The 18124-nt window shown below is 47.1% G+C and carries 20 protein-coding genes and 1 pseudogene; 10 read left to right on the forward strand and 11 right to left on the reverse strand.

From position 1 onward, the window contains the following. Positions 1 to 387 precede the first annotated feature (387 nt). The 6 genes and pseudogenes from LRP49_RS25360 to LRP49_RS14530 form a co-directional block, all read left to right on the forward strand. Positions 388 to 639, forward strand: a pseudogene (locus LRP49_RS25360) (beta-prism lectin domain-containing protein); the annotation flags it as partial. A 104-nt stretch (positions 640 to 743) separates the two neighbouring features. Beyond that, the gene (locus LRP49_RS14510; protein ID WP_274143023.1) at positions 744 to 1376 is read left to right on the forward strand and encodes a hypothetical protein; all 633 of its coding nucleotides are present in this window, start codon (positions 744 to 746) and stop codon (positions 1374 to 1376) included. Then, positions 1369 to 1764, forward strand: coding sequence for a VanZ family protein (locus LRP49_RS14515; protein ID WP_274143024.1), 396 nt, complete (start codon positions 1369 to 1371; stop codon positions 1762 to 1764). Before LRP49_RS14510 ends, LRP49_RS14515 begins: the two co-directional genes overlap by 8 nt. 96 nt (positions 1765 to 1860) lie before the next feature. Further along, positions 1861 to 2322 carry a hypothetical protein gene (locus tag LRP49_RS14520; protein ID WP_274143025.1) on the forward strand — a complete coding sequence of 154 codons (462 nt, stop codon included), beginning with the start codon at positions 1861 to 1863 and terminating at the stop codon, positions 2320 to 2322. A gap of 79 nt (positions 2323 to 2401) precedes the next feature. After that, positions 2402 to 3817 (forward strand): O-antigen ligase family protein, encoded by a 1416-nt coding sequence (locus LRP49_RS14525; RefSeq protein ID WP_274143026.1) that lies wholly within the window; start codon positions 2402 to 2404, stop codon positions 3815 to 3817. Further along, positions 3810 to 4253 carry a low molecular weight protein-tyrosine-phosphatase gene (locus tag LRP49_RS14530; protein WP_274143027.1) on the forward strand — a complete coding sequence of 148 codons (444 nt, stop codon included), beginning with the start codon at positions 3810 to 3812 and terminating at the stop codon, positions 4251 to 4253. Before LRP49_RS14525 ends, LRP49_RS14530 begins: the two co-directional genes overlap by 8 nt. 231 nt (positions 4254 to 4484) lie before the next feature. Here LRP49_RS14530 and LRP49_RS14535 read toward each other — a convergent pair whose 3' ends face one another. From LRP49_RS14535 to htpG, 4 genes are all read right to left on the reverse strand, one after another. Further along, positions 4485 to 5789 carry an inosine/guanosine kinase gene (locus LRP49_RS14535; protein WP_274143028.1) on the reverse strand — a complete coding sequence of 435 codons (1305 nt, stop codon included), beginning with the start codon at positions 5787 to 5789 and terminating at the stop codon, positions 4485 to 4487. Positions 5790 to 5938: 149 nt separating this feature from the next. Further along, on the reverse strand, positions 5939 to 6910 hold the full coding sequence (hemH, locus tag LRP49_RS14540; protein ID WP_274143029.1) for a ferrochelatase: 972 nt from the start codon (positions 6908 to 6910) through the stop codon (positions 5939 to 5941). Between the two features lie 131 nt (positions 6911 to 7041). After that, entirely contained in the window at positions 7042 to 7686 is a 645-nt protein-coding gene (gene adk, locus LRP49_RS14545; protein ID WP_274143030.1) for an adenylate kinase, read from the reverse strand. A gap of 131 nt (positions 7687 to 7817) precedes the next feature. Next, positions 7818 to 9725, reverse strand: coding sequence for a molecular chaperone HtpG (gene htpG / locus LRP49_RS14550; protein WP_274143031.1), 1908 nt, complete (start codon positions 9723 to 9725; stop codon positions 7818 to 7820). A gap of 197 nt (positions 9726 to 9922) precedes the next feature. Here htpG and LRP49_RS14555 point away from each other — a divergent pair, with 197 nt between their 5' ends. The 3 genes from LRP49_RS14555 to LRP49_RS14565 all read left to right on the forward strand — a co-directional run bounded on the left by LRP49_RS14555 (position 9923) and on the right by LRP49_RS14565 (position 11944). Then, positions 9923 to 10825, forward strand: coding sequence for a transcriptional regulator (locus tag LRP49_RS14555; RefSeq protein WP_274143032.1), 903 nt, complete (start codon positions 9923 to 9925; stop codon positions 10823 to 10825). Continuing rightward, positions 10816 to 11367, forward strand: coding sequence for a regulatory protein ToxS (locus LRP49_RS14560; RefSeq protein ID WP_274143033.1), 552 nt, complete (start codon positions 10816 to 10818; stop codon positions 11365 to 11367). The genes LRP49_RS14555 and LRP49_RS14560 overlap by 10 nt, the downstream gene beginning before the upstream one ends. Positions 11368 to 11650: 283 nt before the next feature. After that, complete coding sequence (locus LRP49_RS14565) at positions 11651 to 11944, forward strand: hypothetical protein (protein ID WP_274143034.1); 294 nt, start codon at positions 11651 to 11653, stop codon at positions 11942 to 11944. Positions 11945 to 11996: 52 nt separating this feature from the next. Here the strand turns inward: LRP49_RS14565 and recR are convergent, their stop codons facing one another. The 5 genes from recR to LRP49_RS14590 form a co-directional block, all read right to left on the reverse strand. Further along, complete coding sequence (recR, locus tag LRP49_RS14570; protein ID WP_274143035.1) at positions 11997 to 12599, reverse strand: recombination mediator RecR; 603 nt, start codon at positions 12597 to 12599, stop codon at positions 11997 to 11999. Between the two features lie 2 nt (positions 12600 to 12601). Next, complete coding sequence (locus LRP49_RS14575; RefSeq protein WP_274143036.1) at positions 12602 to 12931, reverse strand: YbaB/EbfC family nucleoid-associated protein; 330 nt, start codon at positions 12929 to 12931, stop codon at positions 12602 to 12604. Positions 12932 to 12992: 61 nt separating this feature from the next. Then, complete coding sequence (dnaX, locus tag LRP49_RS14580) at positions 12993 to 15242, reverse strand: DNA polymerase III subunit gamma/tau (RefSeq protein ID WP_274143037.1); 2250 nt, start codon at positions 15240 to 15242, stop codon at positions 12993 to 12995. 105 nt (positions 15243 to 15347) lie between these two features. Next, positions 15348 to 15893, reverse strand: coding sequence for an adenine phosphoribosyltransferase (apt, locus tag LRP49_RS14585; RefSeq protein ID WP_274143038.1), 546 nt, complete (start codon positions 15891 to 15893; stop codon positions 15348 to 15350). A gap of 93 nt (positions 15894 to 15986) precedes the next feature. Then, complete coding sequence (locus LRP49_RS14590; RefSeq protein ID WP_274143039.1) at positions 15987 to 16385, reverse strand: YbaN family protein; 399 nt, start codon at positions 16383 to 16385, stop codon at positions 15987 to 15989. A 311-nt stretch (positions 16386 to 16696) separates the two neighbouring features. On the opposite strand from LRP49_RS14590, the gene LRP49_RS14595 reads away from it, so the two are divergent. After that, positions 16697 to 17044 carry a TraR/DksA family transcriptional regulator gene (locus LRP49_RS14595; protein ID WP_274143040.1) on the forward strand — a complete coding sequence of 116 codons (348 nt, stop codon included), beginning with the start codon at positions 16697 to 16699 and terminating at the stop codon, positions 17042 to 17044. A gap of 3 nt (positions 17045 to 17047) precedes the next feature. Here LRP49_RS14595 and LRP49_RS14600 read toward each other — a convergent pair whose 3' ends face one another. Together LRP49_RS14600 and LRP49_RS14605 are read right to left on the reverse strand one after the other, a co-directional pair. Then, positions 17048 to 17452 (reverse strand): hypothetical protein, encoded by a 405-nt coding sequence (locus LRP49_RS14600; RefSeq protein ID WP_274143041.1) that lies wholly within the window; start codon positions 17450 to 17452, stop codon positions 17048 to 17050. Positions 17453 to 17484: 32 nt separating this feature from the next. Further along, on the reverse strand, positions 17485 to 18120 hold the full coding sequence (locus tag LRP49_RS14605) for a YccT family protein (protein ID WP_274143042.1): 636 nt from the start codon (positions 18118 to 18120) through the stop codon (positions 17485 to 17487). Positions 18121 to 18124: the final 4 nt, after the last annotated feature.

The raw sequence follows: 18124 nt of genomic DNA on the forward strand, positions 1-18124 counted from the left end.
ACGTCTATCCCTGGAGCAGATGCTAACTCATATCAACTGTTGGCCGTCTATGAACACGACGGACAGTTGAAATGGCAAGTGGAAGATCAGTCCAAGCAGGGAGGCGGCGTTCAAGCTATCTCGAGCTTCCTTGGTAACAATGAATTAGGCATCGTTTCAGCTTCCATGGATAAGGTTTCCATGTATGACACAAACGGGAATCTCGTTTGGTCTTACACCATCGATGATGTTTCCAGCTATAAAGTTGGAGTATCAGCTTACGACTTTGACGCAGACGGTCGAGATGAGGTGATCGTTCAGGACCAATTCCAGATAGCGGTTTTAGATGGTAAAACTGGTCAGGAGCGCTTGGTTATCGAGAACTCCAGTGCGACGCTTTATGAATACCCAATTGTCGTCGATCTTGAGGGCGACAACAATGCAGAGCTCATTGTTGTTTCAAACAATTTCGACCCAAGATACAACACACATTCCGGCGTGCGAGCCTTTGAATCGGAAGACGGTGATTGGAAAAACGCTACTCGCATTTGGAACCAGCACTCTTACCATCAAACCAACATTACACAAGATGGTAAAATTCCACAGTACGAAATGCCTAGCTGGCTTCTCAACAACACCTATCGTTCTAGCACCTTAAAATAACGTAGGTTCTCGGGACTTGGGGCAATTAAGCACCAAGTCCCTTTTATTTATAGAAGTACTGGAATTGTAATTTTGTTATCTCTTTGGGTACGAAGCAATCTATGAAAGTCAGTTATGTTTCTGCAGTATTACTCTTATTCTCATTACTCTTGCTCATCTTCAGCCAACTCACGTTACAAAATGCCCTCACATCCAAAGCGATGGTATCTAGAATTACACATTTTTCTGAACACGCTAATTTGGATATTCGCCAAAACGATCAACATCTCGGAGCATCAGAGTTAGCCACCGTTGTTGTCACAGCACACCAACTCAATAGTGCGTCTATGTTCAACCAGTGGCTTTCGTATCTTGGTCATGATGCTCGAACGAATGACTACTCAAGTTCTCTGCTGTTGACCAGTTCTTATTTGCGCCCTACTTGGGCAAATACCTATGTTGAATTGGCAAAGCTTGCTGAATCACCTAAGGATGCGGAAGCGTTTCGCTCTCTCGCGTCTCTCTTTGGGCCCTATTCACTATCAAGCCGTCTTATGTTGGTTGACAGTGCTTTTTCTAACTGGGAATCCATGCAGGTGGAGAATAGAGTTTATGCCTCTCAGCACCTCGTTTCTCTAGCCAGCAGTTGGCGACATCGCAACGCACTAAACACCATGATCACCTATTCAGGCGGTAAACAGCGCATCTGTAATCTTTTGGCGTTTAATAAAGTAAAGGTGCAGGCTTGTGTCTAATGTTTCTAAAGGCCCTTTATTTGCACTGGTCGTTTTTGTCACCCTTTTGGGCTGCGCATCTGTTCTTAAGTCTGCTGGGATTTTGGCCGAACAAATTCGGGCAACGGAAGTCCTGATGGGTGGCGACATTTATCTCCACCTTTGTGGCTCTTTTATCCTCGGCATGCTTTGTCGGCTAACTACACAAAGAAAAATCTGCTTTGGGTTACCACCCGCGACTCTCTTCGTTTTGGTGTTGGTCGTGTTAGATGAGTCATTACAGTCGCTCATTCCTTCAAGACAATTCTCTTGGTTAGATATGGCGGTCAACGTTGTTGGCGTGTTGTTTGGTACATATTTTTGCAGTGTTATTGCGATAGCGTGGTCAAAAAACAAAGCGACTCACTGATCGACCATCCCGTGTCTTTCGTTGACATTTTATATCATCTCAAATCTGATATAGTTTCTTTAATCAAAGTGTTGAAACCACTTTCAAGGAAGAATTATGAAATTTGCCGCTACTCTTTTAGGCGCGACTACCTTAGCGTTTTCTTCATTTACGTTTGCGTTCGAAAGCGATGAACAGCGTGATGCGATATTGCTTCAGCTTGGCGATGCGCCAACGGAAGAAACGTATCAAAGCGTTTTGATCGAAAATGCCGAGCATGCTGTCGATATTTTGGCGTTGCTACTTGGCATGGACGGAGTTGACCCTCAACTCGCTGTTCAAGCCGCTATGACAGCAGCCCCAGATAGTGCACTGGAAATCGCGCAGATTGCTCGTGATGCTGGTGTTGCGAGTGAGAACATTACAACAGCAGCCCTGTTGGCTGGGGTCGATCCGACGCAAATCGCAGAGGCAACCGCCGCGGGTATTCAAACTGCCGCAGTAGGGCCTGCTCCACCAGCAGCTCCTGCAGTTGGCGGCCAAGGTGGTGGTGGCACGGATGTTATCTCGCCTAATTAAGAGATGTCGTCACACCATTAGCCTTTAGAAGCCCAGCGTTCGTTGGGCTTTTTGTTGTACTCTCATCAAGAGATTTTGTATGGCTTCCTTAGAGCGATTTTCTTTTTATTCCCTTCTTTTACTGATTATCTGGCTCCCCATTCCATTAGGCAGCAACCGAGATTGGGCCTGGGCAATCGCAGAAATTTGGATAGCCCTTCAATCGATCCTACTCATCCTCGCCTATCGCGGTAACTTACCTTCTGAGCCCATCAAGCGTTATAAATGCCTGCTGTTTGGCCTAGCCTTCTTTCAGGTATGGGTGTTATTTCAAGCACTTCCCCTTCCTTGGGACATGCTCTCGTTCTTTTCACAAAAAAGCGCGGATATCTATCAACTTGTTGGCGCACCAACGGGGTTTATCTCCCTTGATTCTCGAATGACACTCACCTCACTGTTTAAAGGTGTGGCCTATACGCTTTTCGTGCTTAACGCTATTTTCTTGGTGAATTCGAGTCAACGGCTTAAACAAGTCGTCCTAGCAATCGTCATAAGTGGTACGTTTCAGGCGTTTTACGCGGCAATGGTTGTATTGCTTGATATGACAGAAAGCCCGGTATTTGGCTTCACTGAAAAAGGAATCGCCACGGGTTCATTTGTCTATAAAAACCATCTCGCCAATTATCTTATGATGACGTTGTGTATGGGGCTGGGTCTGATTGTTGCACAGCTTCACACAAGCCCTTCAGACTCACGTTTTGTGTTCATCAAAAGGCTGTTAGAAGGCATTCTGAGCCGGAAAATGTACATCCGCTTATGTCTTATTATCATGGTTATCGCGCTTGTCATGACGCGATCTCGCATGGGAAATACCGCCTTTTTTGCAGCAACGGCCATCGGCGGGATCATCGCGCTGATTTTTTATAAGAACAAACCCCGAGCGTTGACGGCATTGGTTGGTAGTGTGATTGCGATAGATACTATCGTAGTCGGCGCATTATTTGGCCTGGACAAAGTGAAGCAACGCCTCGTCGAAACATCACTCGGCGCGGAATCTCGAGACCAAGTGGTGATTTGGTCACTCGATATCATTCGCGATTTCCCGTTTACCGGGACAGGCATGGCGAGTTTTTACACGATCTTTCCGATGTATTCTAAAGCAGACATAGGGTTCTATGACCATGCACACAATGACTACGTGCAGTTTCTCGTAGAAGCGGGAATTCCTGCGACACTGCTGTTGGGTTTTGTTGTCCTCTATGCATTTTGGCGGGCTTTTTCTACCATCAGGACTCGACATAGCAAAACAATGAAAGGCATCGCGCTAGGTTGCATCATGTCCATCATAGGGATGCTCATTCACATCAGCGTCGACTTTAACCTTCAGCCGATGGCGAATGCCCTCACCTTTATATTGATTCTATTCCTTGCGAACGCGAGTGCTGTATTGCCAGCAATGGGAGAGCTCGTCTCTCCTTCGGCTCAGAACGATACAAAAGAGGTCGCGCATGTTTGACCGAATTCTCGTCGTTTGCACCGCCAATATCTGCCGATCTCCCGTAGCTGAAGTATTACTAAAGGAGATACTCCCTAATCATACGGTAGAATCAGCGGGAACCATGGTATCTGCCAGTAAGTTAACCAACGCCAGTGCCCATCACTACTCTCTGCAGGTGTGTGCGGAACACGGCTTTGATCTATCTTGTCATGCGGCGCGCCAACTCAGTCCCGAGCTGTGTGCCCAGTTTGACCTGATATTAGTCATGTCGCATGACCACATTGAGGAAGTCGCCCAGCTTTCGCCAGGCTCAAGAAGCAAAACAATGTTGCTCGGGCAATGGATAGGACAAGGAGATATTGATGATCCTGTCCACCAGCCCAAAGAGGCCTTTGATTCTCTGTTTCGCACCTTGGTGCGCGCAACCGACGCTTGGGTACAGAAGCTCACATAAGCGAGGTAACTAAGACTGCACCGGCAATTGCATTGAAAATAGATAAAAAAAATCCGCCCTCGTGGCGGATTTTTTCTTTCCAAGAACAAAACTCAACGTCGTTGATTTGAATCTCAAATCATTGGCTCTGAGGCTAGGTAGCAATTGAGCGAGTCACTGGGCGCTTAGTTTACTAAGTGACGAGTGCGAGTTCATGCAGCTAACGCAGAATCAGAACCAAGGATGACGAAATTAGCGTTCCCAGTAAGCCTCTTCCAAGCTATCTTCCTTCTCAGGAAGCGCTCGTGACAAGCGCGGAGAGTGCTGTGCAAGCACTTCGTAGCTTACACGGTTTGCGTACTTACAAACCTGAGAGAACGAGCTATATGTCAGGAACGGATAGGAGTGCTTACTTGAATTCGGCACATTTTCACGGTGATAGCGGTTTGCTGACATATCGTGCAGCACAGCTGACAGCGCGCCATCACCCGCACCGTTAGTATTCTTAATGCGCTCTGGACCACCCATGTAAGGTGCGATGTGTGAATACACCTTAATCGGGTCTTCACAGTATTTCTTCACCATCGGGCGGCTAAATTCGTAACGGTTAAACTCCGCAACAGCACCAGATAACAACGGCAGCGAGGTTTCACGCTTCGCGTCATTTTCGGTATAGCCTGCCATGTACAGACCGACTGGACCGGCAGTGCATAGCACCATGTCTACCCACTCCAGAGCCTTGTCGGCTGCGCTTAGCGGATCTGCTTCACCGGTCAGTGCTTCACCTTCCTCTTCGTTCATCGCAACAACAGTCACGTGTTCAGATAGGAAGTCGCGCCACCACTGAGGATTCTGCTGAATCACATACTTAGTACCCAGCGTCATCACGACAGGCACATCGTATTTCTTCGCGTACTCTATCGCTTTCATCGTCGCTTCAGGCATTGGGTCGCCTTCTTTACAACGAACAAGGTACGCGGTCAAAACCAACGCCGATGCATTCTTGAATACATGCTCAGGAATGGAATCTGGGTGAAGTTGGTTCATTAGGCCTTCACTGATTGCAAAGGTACGCTCGCCATCTTCACTGATCAGCGCGTAACAACGACCAATTGGTCCCTGAACCGCTTGAAGATAGTTCATATCCATACGGCTAGACGTGTTACACAAATAGCGGTAAGCGTAACTACCAATAGTGATATCACGGCTCATCACACCCAACAGGATGGATTTGTCATCTGCCAGTGTGGAGTAGTTATGAAGGGTATTGCCAATCGTGCCACCCGCAAACTCGTGGCTGATCATGTTGTTTTCTTTTAGTTCTTGATACAAAGCTTCTGCGCGCTTGTCATCAATCACTAAAGAGTGGCCTTTACTCAACTCGTATTTCTTCACGAAGTCATCACTGACTTTCGCTTCGATATCTACCAACGTTTGGTCGATACCGATAACACAAGGGCTTTTAAGCCTACGTTGCTCACTTGCCTGAACAAGTAATGGATCGCGCGCGTGCACAGGGAAATAATGCTTAGACTTGCGTTGGCCTGGGAATTTCATGATTCTATGCGTCGTTGTAGTGGCGTAAAAATGCGAATTCTATCACACAAATTTGTAGGATAAAGATACCCATTACAAATATACCCAAGTGACAACCATTTCACTTGGGTATTTTCAGTATAGAAAGCCGCTATTTTCTCGCTTAAGACTTACCAGTCTTTGGTATGTCTTTCTACAAGATGACACATCATCTCAATGTGGGCAGGAGAATCGTTAAGGCATGGAATGTAATTGTAGGCTTTACCTCCCGCCTCCATAAATATGTCACGGTTTTGCTCAGCAATCTCTTCCAAGGTCTCAAGACAATCAACAGAGAACGCAGGCGTGATGATATCAATACGTTCGATACCTTCAGAAGGCAGGGTTTCCAGTGTTTTATCGGTATACGGCTGAAGCCACTCTTCACGCCCAAACCTTGATTGATACGTCATCTTCACAGGCACATCGCTATTCAATCGCGCCGCGAGCTTGTTGGTTGTCTGCTTACAATGCTGCGCATACGGATCGCCATTGTCCGCGAAACGTTTTGGAATACCGTGGTAAGAGCACACTAACATGTCCGGTTTACCATTGGCTTCCCATTGCGATTCAACAGACTGCGCCAACGCTTCAATGTAAGTATCTTCACTGAAATAGTGATTAATAAAGCGAAGCTCGGGTAAGGCTGGATGCTGCTTTAAAGATTTCGCAATTTTATCGAAAATCGCCGCAGTGGTCGTTCTTGAATACTGAGGATAAAGCGGAAAAACGAAAATCTTTTCGCACCCGCGCGCCGTCAATGCGTCAATACCAGAGACAAGGCTTGGGGAGCCATATGTCATACCCAACTCAACGGGCATATTCAGTGCTGCTTCAAGGGCCGCTTTTTGACGTTTTGAGTACACCATCAATGGTGAACCTTCATCCATCCATACACTGGCATAGAGCTTCGCAACCTTAGGAGCCCTAACGGGAAGAATGACACCATGCAGCAACGGGCACCAAAGCCACCGCGTCATATCAACAACGCGTTTGTCATGAAGAAATTCGCCTAAAAAGGCTTTCACTGCTTTAGCGGTCGGTGCGTCAGGCGTTCCCAAGTTTGCTAACAACACCCCTACTTTGTTTTGATTATTTTCCATTTCAACCTGCTTCAACAGTTAGTTACGAGAGAAGAATAACATACCCGCCGAGACAGTACTCTTTTCAGCCTCGTTAAGATCAAAAAAGGGCAACCTTTCGGCTACCCTTTTTGCAAATCACAGCAAATGTCTTACGACAGTGCTTTTTCGATTTCTGCACTAACTTCGTCAACAAGCTTGGTACCGTCAAATTTCAGGTACTGAGTGTTGCCCGCTTCCGCTTCTTTCGAGTAGTAAGCGATAAGTGGTGCTGTTTGATCGTGGTATACACCCAGACGCGCACGTACGGTTTCTTCTTTGTCGTCATCACGAACAACCAAGTCTTCACCCGTTACGTCGTCTTTGCCTTCAACTTTAGGCGGGTTGTAAACAACGTGGTAAGTGCGGCCAGATGCGATGTGTGCACGGCGACCCGCCATACGCTCAACGATCACACTGTCAGCAACGTCGAATTCCAACACGTAGTCAACAGAAACACCGATTTCTTTCAGGCCGTCAGCTTGAGGAATGGTACGTGGGAAGCCATCCAGCAGGAAACCTTTTGCACAGTCTTCTTGCGCAATGCGCTCTTTAACCAGACCAAGAATGATATCGTCAGACACCAACTGGCCAGCATCGATAACTGCTTTCGCCTGTTTGCCCATCTCAGTGCCAGCTTTGATTGCTGCACGCAGCATGTCACCTGTAGAGATTTGTGGAATCCCGTATTTGTCCATGATGAACTGCGCTTGAGTTCCTTTACCTGCACCTGGAGCGCCCAGAAGAATGATGCGCATAGTTATCCCCTTTCTTTACTTTGGAGTGTTCGCAAAAAAATGCAAAATACACGGTTATGTAAACGCTATCAAGCCCAGCGATCCTGCTGGGCTTGATAGTTAATGGTTATCTATTCAAAGCTGTGATGCAATTAGCCTTTAGTCAGAAGTTGATTTACGGCTGTCAGGAATTGAGACGGATCGTCCATTGCACCACGTTCGGCCAACATTGCTTGCCCAAGTAGCATCTCAACCCAACGTCCAAACACCAATTCGTCAGCCTCATCAGACATCTGCTTCACCAAGGTGTGTTCAGGGTTCAGCTCGAAGATATACTTCACTTCAGGTGCCTGCTGACCAGCCGCTTCAAGCAGCTTAGCCATCTGTGTGCCCATTTCAAATTGGTCGGTCACAACAACAGCAGGTGTACCCGACAGTTTGAATGTTGGTCTCACATCTTTAACGCGATCGCCCAAATAGCTCTTCGCACGCTCAACCACAGACTCAAACGCTTTTTCGGTTTCCTCACGCTTTTCTTTCTCAGCGTCATCTTCAAACTTACTCAAGTCGAGATCCGCTTTGGTAATCGCTTGGAACTGCTTACCGTCAAATTCTGGCAAATAACTCATCAGCCATTCATCAATACGGTCATACATCAGAATAACTTCGATACCTTTTGCTTTAAATTGCTCAAGGTGCGGGCTGTTCTTCGCTGCCTGATAGCTGTCTGCCGTCAGGTAGTAAATCTTGTCCTGCTGTTCTTTCATGCGTGACACGTAGTCACCCAGCGACACCGTTTGCTCACTGCTGTCTATGTTCGTCGAGGCAAAACGCAGCAGACCTGCAACTTTCTCACGGTTAGCAAAATCTTCAGCTGGGCCTTCTTTCAGCACCAAGCCAAACTCTTTCCAGAAGCTCAGGTACTTGTCAGCGTCATTGTTCGACATACGCTCCAGCATAGTGAGCACGCGCTTGGTACATGCATTGCGCAGTGCTTGTGTCACTTTGTTATCTTGCAGAATTTCACGCGACACGTTCAACGGCAAATCGTTGGAGTCAATCAAGCCACGAACAAAACGTAGGTAGCTCGGCATAAACTGCGCCGCATCATCCATGATAAATACACGTTGGACATAAAGCTTCAGGCCGTGCTTGTGCTCACGGTTGAACAAATCCCAAGGTGCTTTGGAAGGAATGTAGAGAAGGCTCGTATAATCATTTTTCCCTTCGACACGGTTATGGCTCCACTGCAGTGGATCGGCAAAATCGTGTGAAAGGTGCTTATAAAATTCTTTGTATTCGTCATCTGAGACATCAGACTTAGAGCGTGTCCATAAGGCTTGAGCTTTATTTATCTTTTCCCATTTGCCTTGGTCAGTCTCGTTTCCTTCTTCATCGCGCTCTTTGGTCCACATTTCAACGGGGATACCAATGTGATCGGAGTATTTTCCAATCACTTCGCGCAGACGCCAATCATCCAGAAACTCTTTGTCTTCTTCGCGAAGATGTAACGTGATCACCGTACCGCGAGATGCTTTTTCAATGTTCTCGAGGGTGTATTCACCTTCACCCGTCGACTCCCAGCAAACCGCGTCTGACGCGTCAGTACCCGCTGCTCGGGTTTCTACCGTTACTTTATCCGCAACAATAAAGGCAGAATAAAAGCCTACGCCAAACTGGCCGATAAGCTGGCTGTCTTTCGTTTGGTCTTCTGAAAGCTGCTTGAAAAAGTCAGCCGTACCAGATTTCGCAATGGTGCCGAGGTTATCAATCACCTCGTCACGGGTCATACCGATGCCATTGTCTTCAATGGTCAAGGTTCCCGCGTCTTTATTCACACTCAGGCGAACACGTAAGTCACCATCGTTCTCATACAGGGCGACATCTGAAAGTGCCTTAAAGCGCAATTTGTCAGATGCATCCGATGCATTTGAAATCAATTCACGCAGAAAAATCTCTTTGTTCGAATAGAGAGAATGGATCATCAAGTGAAGAAGTTGCTTCACTTCAGATTGGAAACCACGTGTTTCCTTACTTTGTAGAGTTGCTTGATCGCTCATTTAAACCCCAACCAAATGTGATTTTATTAACTGTTCCTTTTTAGATAGGGTCGCATGTTTACTTTTCAAGGTTCTTTAGGCATTTTTTCATTTGTTGAGGTCTTTTTCGCAATTCGAGTATAATCCTCTTTAATTACGCCTATAAATCGGCCTTTTCCTCTAAAATTGCCCAAAATTCGTGCAGGTTAGAATTACGAATGTTAAATAAATCGAACCGATACCTACTGGGAGAGCGTTTTGTTTTCTCTCCCAGCGATAGCTCTCTGGTCGATCTTCATGAGAATGACGATTTAGTCCGATTAGGGAGCAATGAATGCCGCGTTTTGATGGTTCTTATTGAAGAGCCTCATGCGATTGTTACGCGGAACCGAATCCATGACTTTGTTTGGCGCAAACAAGGCTTCGAAGTTGACGACTCCAGTCTGACGCAATCAATTTCCACGCTAAGGAAAGCGTTAAAGGAGTCGACTAAGAACCCGATGTTCGTCAAAACCGTACCCAAACGTGGGTATCAGGTTGTTTGCTCTGTCGAAGTCTACAACGACCAACCGGTTGATATACCAACGCCCAAGCCCGTTATTCAGGAAGATCCATTGCCAGAACCCGTAGAAACGGTATCCGAAGATATCGTGGACACGCCTGATCCTATTGAAGAGGTAATGAGTGCGCCTTTAACGCCGCCAGAATACACGCAACCAGACCCGATCCCGGAAACCACGACAGCACCACCCACCTACCCTAAAACGCCACTAAGCTCTTGGGTTGCTTTTCTATTAGCACTTCTTCTTCCTGTTGCCTTTTTTGTCGCTTCAACCCCGAAATCCGAAGCGTTTCGTGAAATTTTAAAGGTTCAAGATGTGCCCGTGTATATTCCCGTCACCAATGCACGCATCGTGAAATGGAAGCCGATGGTTGAAAGATGTGTTGATAGGTATATCAGCCACTATAGCGAGGGAGCTCCTCTTGAAGAAGTGATCGTCACAGGCGGCCAAGACAATCAAATCTCGCTCAATTACATACACAGTGCTGATGACGCAGATGACAACGTGACATATGTTGTTCTGACCAGTGAAGAGGAGAGCCATTCATTATGTCGATAACGCAAGAAATTCGTCGACGTGACCAATTTAAACGCTGGGCACCTTTTGTCTTGCTATTCCTTTCGCTGCTTGGCAGTAGCTGGGTATTTTTAGGCGAAGATGTTCGCACCGCGAGTTTACTCAAATCACGAGAATGGAAGTCAAAAACGTATAACTACTTTCAAGAATCTGCGTACCGTGATGCCAGTGGGCTTACTATGTCTGAACAACAGAGTAATATGGTTTTTCTGCCCGACAACACCTACTCAAGAGATACACAAATCATCTTAAAGAATCAGAATGAGAACGTTCAGATAATGATGTCCGTCTCTGAATCTGGCGAGTGGGAAGTGAGCGGTGGTTACTTGAAACTGAACTTGGTCGAATTAAAAGATGTTACCACTGGGGATACCACAGAGTTCTCCAAAGAAGACCTGACGTTTGTTCGCTCTATTTATCGGATGGGCGCAGAGAAAGTCAGACGCATTGACGTTTTGGGCGATGGCTCATTGTTACTCACAAGCCTAAACCACGGGTCTATGGTGCTTTATAGCAAGTATTAAGTACCCCATGTGGCCCCCCTTATTACGCCGACATCTGTCGGCGTTTTCTTCCCTCTAGCACCATCACACTCAGTCTTACGCCTTTCACTAAGAATCAACAAATTAGCACTGTGCCGCCTATTTTAAGAAATTTTTAGATTCTTACCGGGTTTGACCGGATATTTGACGAAATCTTGCACTATCTTTTAGAACGTTTTGAGCGAATTACTCTGTTGTGATTCATGGTCACTCCTCATATTGTTTAGTTGTTGCTCAAGAAGCACACCAAAAAGGAGATACGATTATGAAAACGACAATTATCGCTCTAGCTATGGTTTTTGGTGCATCTGCTGCAGTAGCGATGCCTTCCCACAACCTAGACCTTGATGTCACTCCGGCAAACGGTGGCGCATGGGTTAAATTGACTCAAAATGGCCAGCCAGTATCTGGTGCCAGTGTTAACGACAAATTCATGACTGCAGACAATGGCCGGGTCTTTGTCTATGTGGACAGTGAGCCAGCAAGAAGCGTCGAGATCATCGCAATTACGCCTGATGGCGAATCTGCCACCACGCGAGCATTAATACCTCGTCAATAAACCGAAAACGTAAAAACTAACAGGTAAAAAAAAGGCCGCTAAGCGGCCTTTTCTATCTGAGACGATGTCGTCCTATGATGGAATGAGACAAGGTTGTCCCATCGACAAGTTCTAGCTCGCCGCCCATCGGGACACCGTGGGCAATTCGGCTGGCAACAACATCATGCTCGGCACAAAGCTCACTGATATAGTGAGCCGTCGCTTCGCCTTCCACGGTCGGATTGGTCGCAAGAATCAGTTCTGCAATCGACTCTGACGCCAAACGTTTTTCCAATACATCCAAACCAATGTCTGAAGGGCCAATACCATCTAGTGGTGATAAGTGACCCATCAAGACAAAATAACGTCCAGAATATTGGCCTGTCGCTTCAATCGCCGCGATATCTGCAGGGCTTTCTACCACACAAATCTGGCCATTTTCCTGACGACGAGGGTTGGCACAAATGGCGCAAACCTCTTCTTCAGTAAAGGTTCGACATTTATCGCAATGACCAATGTCTGTCATTGCCGCAAGCAATGACTCAGAAAGCTTTACACCACCTTGGCGGTTACGCTGAAGGAGATGAAAAGCCATACGCTGCGCGCTTTTCGGGCCAACGCCCGGCAGGCAACGCAACGCTTCCATTAATTGTTCAAGCAGTTGGCTGGTACGCATTCTTAGAATGGCATTTTCATGCCTGGTGGTAGTTGCATACCGCCAGTCACAGAAGCCATTTTTTCTTTCTGCGCTTCTTCAATACGGCGTGCTGCATCATTGAAAGCTGCCGCAATCAGATCTTCCAGCATGTCTTTTTCGTCTTCCATCAGGCTTTCGTCGATATCAACACGGCGAACGCTGTGACTGCCCGTTAGGGTAACTTTCACAAGGCCAGCACCCGATTCACCGGTCACTTCCATGTTTGCAATCTCTTCCTGCATTTTCTGCATGCGCTCTTGCATCTGCTGCGCTTGCTTCATCAGGTTGCCCATTCCGCCTTTACCAAACATATCAATCTCTCTTTTATAGTCTGGAACTGCTCACGCTATGACGTAAACAGCATCACGTGGTTTATATCGGTCTAATGCTCTCTTCATCTATTTCAGCGGCAAAACGCTGACAGATAAAGCGAACATGTGGATCTTCGTTCAGGCTATGACTGGCCTGCGTCAACTTTTCTGTGTACAGCTTATCTCGCCATTCTAGTGGCGTTACACCTTCATCACCAAGCACAACAGACAAGGTGATAGCTTGTCCTAATTGGTGGCTCAATGCGTCTCGCAGTTTGCCTTGTGCTTGATCCGTATTTAGGTGTTTCTGCGCGGATCGCAGCGTTAGCGTCATCGAAGAGCCATCACTCTCCATCGATGCATTCAGTGCCATCTGTTTTACCAAACGAGGCGCATCTAACGCATTGGCAATTCGGCACCATTCATCTTTATCAATCGATTCACGCTCAAGCTTTTCACGCATTTCCGGCGTTCGCTCGTGCTCCAGTGCCTTTTTAATTTTTTCTGGCGTTACGGTTACCGTCTTAACTTCAGCAACATGTTGAGTAGGTGTCCAACGATACGCATCATCTTTCACCGTAGCAGCCTGTGTCGGCAAGGATTGAAAAGTTGCCGGATCAGCAGGCTTATGTTTTGCCGCAATACGATCAATTACTGACAGCGGCTTGCTGCCAGCCGATACCGGACTACCCTTTTTTGGCGGTTGGCCCTCTTGCTTGGCGCGGCTTCTCAGCATATTACGCGCAGCGAGAATACTGCCAGACGCCGTTCCTTGCGAAGGCGAGCCCTGCGATGGTTGTGTAGGCTGTTGAGCAGCCTGTTGCGCTGGAGCGGGTTGATATTGCTGCTCATCATGAGGTGCGTGGTCGTATTCACGCATCGCCTCTTGTTCCATTGCCGCCATGTGCGAAGACATTTGAGGGTCTTCTTGCATTGGCTGAGATGGCTGAACAGCTTGTCTTTGTGCAGTGCTTTGCTGCTGCGGCGCATACTGCTGTTGCTTGGCAGCTGGCACATTTTGCGAGGCTATCTGGCTCGGCGCAGTATGTGGATTAGATGCCACATGCTGGTTAGGTATAGCATTACTCGGCGCATTGTGGCTCGAGCGTACTGATGCTACCTGCGCTTTCAGTGATGCCAACTTGTCCTGTGAATGCTGAGACGGCTGACTGGCTTGCGGCTCCGATAGCGGTACATTGATTACAGATGGCTCATAGTGCGCCGACGTAACCGGTTTGAATGCCAGAATACGCAGCAGCACCATTTCTAGTCCTGCTCGTCCATCTGGCGCAAATGGCAAGTCCTGACGACCTTGAAGCGCAATTTGGTAGTAAAGCTGAACATCTTGAGGCGAAAGTGTCTGAGCTAAATGACTGACGCGTTCAGCATCTGGCTGCGTGTTGTCAAGTGCATCCGGTAACGCCTGTGCCATTGCAATACGATGCAATTGGGACGCGATTTCCTTAAGAAGGCCATCCCACTCAACACCAACCTCTGCAAGCTGAGAAAGCACCTGCATAACAAGATCAGCCTGACCTTCTGCCAATGCCTCAAGCAAGAGTAGAGCCTGATCGGTACTCAAGGTACCAAGCATCTCAGTCACTTGCTGTTCAACAACAGCACCATTACCCAGCGCAATCGCTTGGTCAGTCAAAGACAGAGCATCACGCATACTGCCTTCCGCCGCACGAGCAATCAATGAAAGTGCGCGTGAATCCGCAGCCACGTGTTCCTGTTCAAGAACATGGTGCAACTGATCTTTAATTTGGGTGACATCGAGATGCTTCAGGTGGAACTGAAGACAACGAGACAAAATCGTGACGGGCAGTTTTTGCGGATCTGTCGTCGCGAGCAAAAACTTCACATATTCTGGCGGCTCTTCCAGCGTTTTAAGCAACGCATTGAAGCTGTGCCGCGACAGCATATGAACTTCATCTATGAGATAGACTTTAAAGCGACCGCGTGCAGGCTTGTACTGGACATTATCCAGCAAGTCTCGCGTGTCCTCGACTTTTGTTCGAGAAGCCGCATCGATCTCTAGCAAATCGACAAAGCGTCCTTGATCAATTTCTTGGCACGTCGCGCAAACACCACAGGGTGTAGACGTAATACCTTGCTCACAGTTCAGGCCTTTGGCAAATATACGCGCGATGGTCGTTTTACCCACGCCTCGCGTGCCACTGAACAAGTAAGCATGATGGAGTCTGTTGTGATCCAGCGCGTTGGCCAGTGCAGTAAGTACGTGCGATTGACCGACGACATCACTGAACTGGTGCGGGCGCCATTTTCTGGCTAATACCTGATAACTCATGCGTTATAAAATCTATTCTTCTATTGTCGCCATCCTAGCACACAGACAAAAAGAGCGCGATCTTGACGATCACGCTCTTTTAGAGATTCTGGGCTAAACGAACAATTAGTGTCCGTCGAACTCACACAGGCAGTATACATTGATGCCCTGCGCAGTCAGACGCGCCTCACCGCCAATTTCTGGCAGGTTGATGATAAATGCAGCGTGTTCAACTTCACCGCCAAGACGACGGATAAGTTTCGTGGTCGCTTCAATCGTGCCGCCAGTCGCTAGCAGGTCGTCGACAACCAACACTTTATCGCCTTCAACAATTGCGTCGGTATGGATTTCAAGCGTATCTTCGCCATATTCCAGCGAGTAGCTTTCACTGATCACTTCACGAGGCAATTTACCCGGTTTACGCACAGGAATGAAACCTACACCCAACTCCAGTGCCAGTGGCGCACCAAAAAGAAAGCCACGAGATTCAGTGCCAACAACTTTTGTGAAACCTTGGCCTTGGTATTTCTCAACCAGCAAGTCAATCGTTGCTTTGTAAGCCGCTGGATTTTCCATCAGGCTTGTGATGTCGCGGAACATAATGCCTGGTTTAGGATAATCAGGAACGGTCTTAATGTTGTCTTTGATAAATGCGATTTTGTCTTGGCTCATAATGTCTCACCACCTACGTGGCTTCCAATGAAACTACAGGAATAAAGATAGAGCCTGAGCAAACAATACCGCCGAGACTCCAAAGAGCACATGTTATGTATTTTCGGGGGCGTGGGCAACCGCTTCTATTTCACGCAAACGGTTAAACCAGATTAAAAGTATGGTTGCCATCGTCAATAGCATCACTTTCTGCCAAATTGCGGGAACAATCGCAATCGATAAACAGAAGCTCGCAACGATACACACATTTGCACGCCGCTTTATCCGACGGTCAATCGCACGGTGTTGATGCCAATTGTTAAGCGCGGGGCCAAATTTGGGGTGTTCATGAAGCCATTTTGCAATTCGAGGTGAACCTCGCATGAAGCAGGCACTCGCCAACAACATGAATGGCGTCGTCGGCAACAGCGGGAGAAAGATACCAATAACGCCAAGTGCAACGCATATCCAGCCAACACTTAACAAAACGATTCTTTTAAATGATAGGTGCACCCTTCCTCCCGTTGTCCATATTTATCGGCTTAGCATTGCAATCCAAGTCAAAGTGGCCGGCAGTGTCGGTATGAGTATCACCGCAACCATACCAATGAAATACATCACGTTGAATGGGTCTTTGTAATTCGTATCCATCGTTAACTTCCTTCTTCTACGTTGGCAATTCAGCGACTCACTATACCCGTTTAGCCTGAGCCTAAATACGGACAAAACTCAGGGTTTATCCCGTTAGTCTTGATATAAATCAGTGTGCAACAAACCAGAAACACTACACTGTCCCACTTGATAAGCGCACAAAGGCATTCACCATGCTTGATATTAAAAAGGTAGCACAGCTACACCAAAACCTTGAAAATGAGAAAGAAGAGGTTCGTAGCAGGCTTGAAGATGCGCTAATTCGTTTAACGGGTTTGGACGCTTCCTACGTTCCAACTGCGCATTTGATTAAGCTTTGCCGCCACGAAAATGAAAAGCTCCATGAAGATGGGCTTCGTTTGGAAAAAATTGATGCTGCAATCTGCGCCGTCCACACAGGCCTTTTTGGTCTCTGTGCAGATTGCGAAGAAGAAATTGCAGAAGCTGATTTAGAGATTGATGCCGCAGAGCCTCGCTGCGTCAGCTGCCGAGAACACAGTCTCTACGTCCACGATAGATAGGCCTCAATAGAGGCCATCACAATCACCCGCTTGAATGACATCCGTCACAAAACCACCACTGCCTGCATACCAAGTTCTCACGCCCAGTCCCATATCGATTGCTGGGCCAAGTTGTTCGCAAGTAAACACCCGAACGTCATCGGATATATCCGATTTATTCATGTCCCAATTCCATCTGGCACTACGAAGCTTCCTCACTATGGTTAGAAGTGCTTTATCTTCTTCATAGATATAGTGAATAGTCTCGCCTCGTAGCGACTGAATGGGCACATCATTGAACGTTAAGAGTTCTTGGTTAAGCTTGTCGGGGACATGACCTTGATAATTGGAGACGGGCAATTTATCAACCAGTGAGCTTTGACAACCAACGATTCCTAAACACAGCAGCACTGCAGCAGCACTTCTCATACACACCCTCCAACATGGCAACAAACCAACGCTTAAAAGTCTTGGTCGATCATCCAGCGTTTAAACGCCTTTTTTTCTTCCGTCGTAGCTTTGGTATACCACAGCTTAAGTTGGGTAAGTGTGTCGCCTTTGATATCAACATTGCCTTTCTCATCAATGGCAACAACCACTTCTTCAAGATCTTGTGGTGAGCCACCTTCAAAGATAATGCCGTTCTCTTGGTTGTATTTCGCAACGGCTTTTTCCATGTTGTTATAAGACCCAAAGCCACTGCCGGTTAGTTGAACACCGTCTATTTTATTCGTATTACCCGAAGAAAGGTTTTCTACTTCCCACTCTGGATTTCTAAAAAATGCTGCAGCTTGGCTCTCGAATTTCAACTTAGGGATTGTTAATGCAATATCATCATTCGCAACAGTAATGTCGAACACGAACGGCTTAGAGGTGAACATGCTCGTTTTCGAACCGCGCTTTACTTCATCATCAAAACGCGCGACCAGTTGGTAATTACCAGGCTCAAGCTCAAGACGTTTGTCACCTTCGCTGCTTAGGTTTTTTACGTTTTTTCCGTTGATAACCAAAAATTCCAGACCATTGTCAGCGGATAACTCTGCGGCCACCGCGGTTCCTTGCATGGCTAACAATCCGGCGGCAATTAGCATTCTCATCTTC

Source organism: Enterovibrio qingdaonensis (assembly GCF_028683135.1).
GTDB classification, from domain to species: domain Bacteria; phylum Pseudomonadota; class Gammaproteobacteria; order Enterobacterales; family Vibrionaceae; genus Enterovibrio; species Enterovibrio qingdaonensis.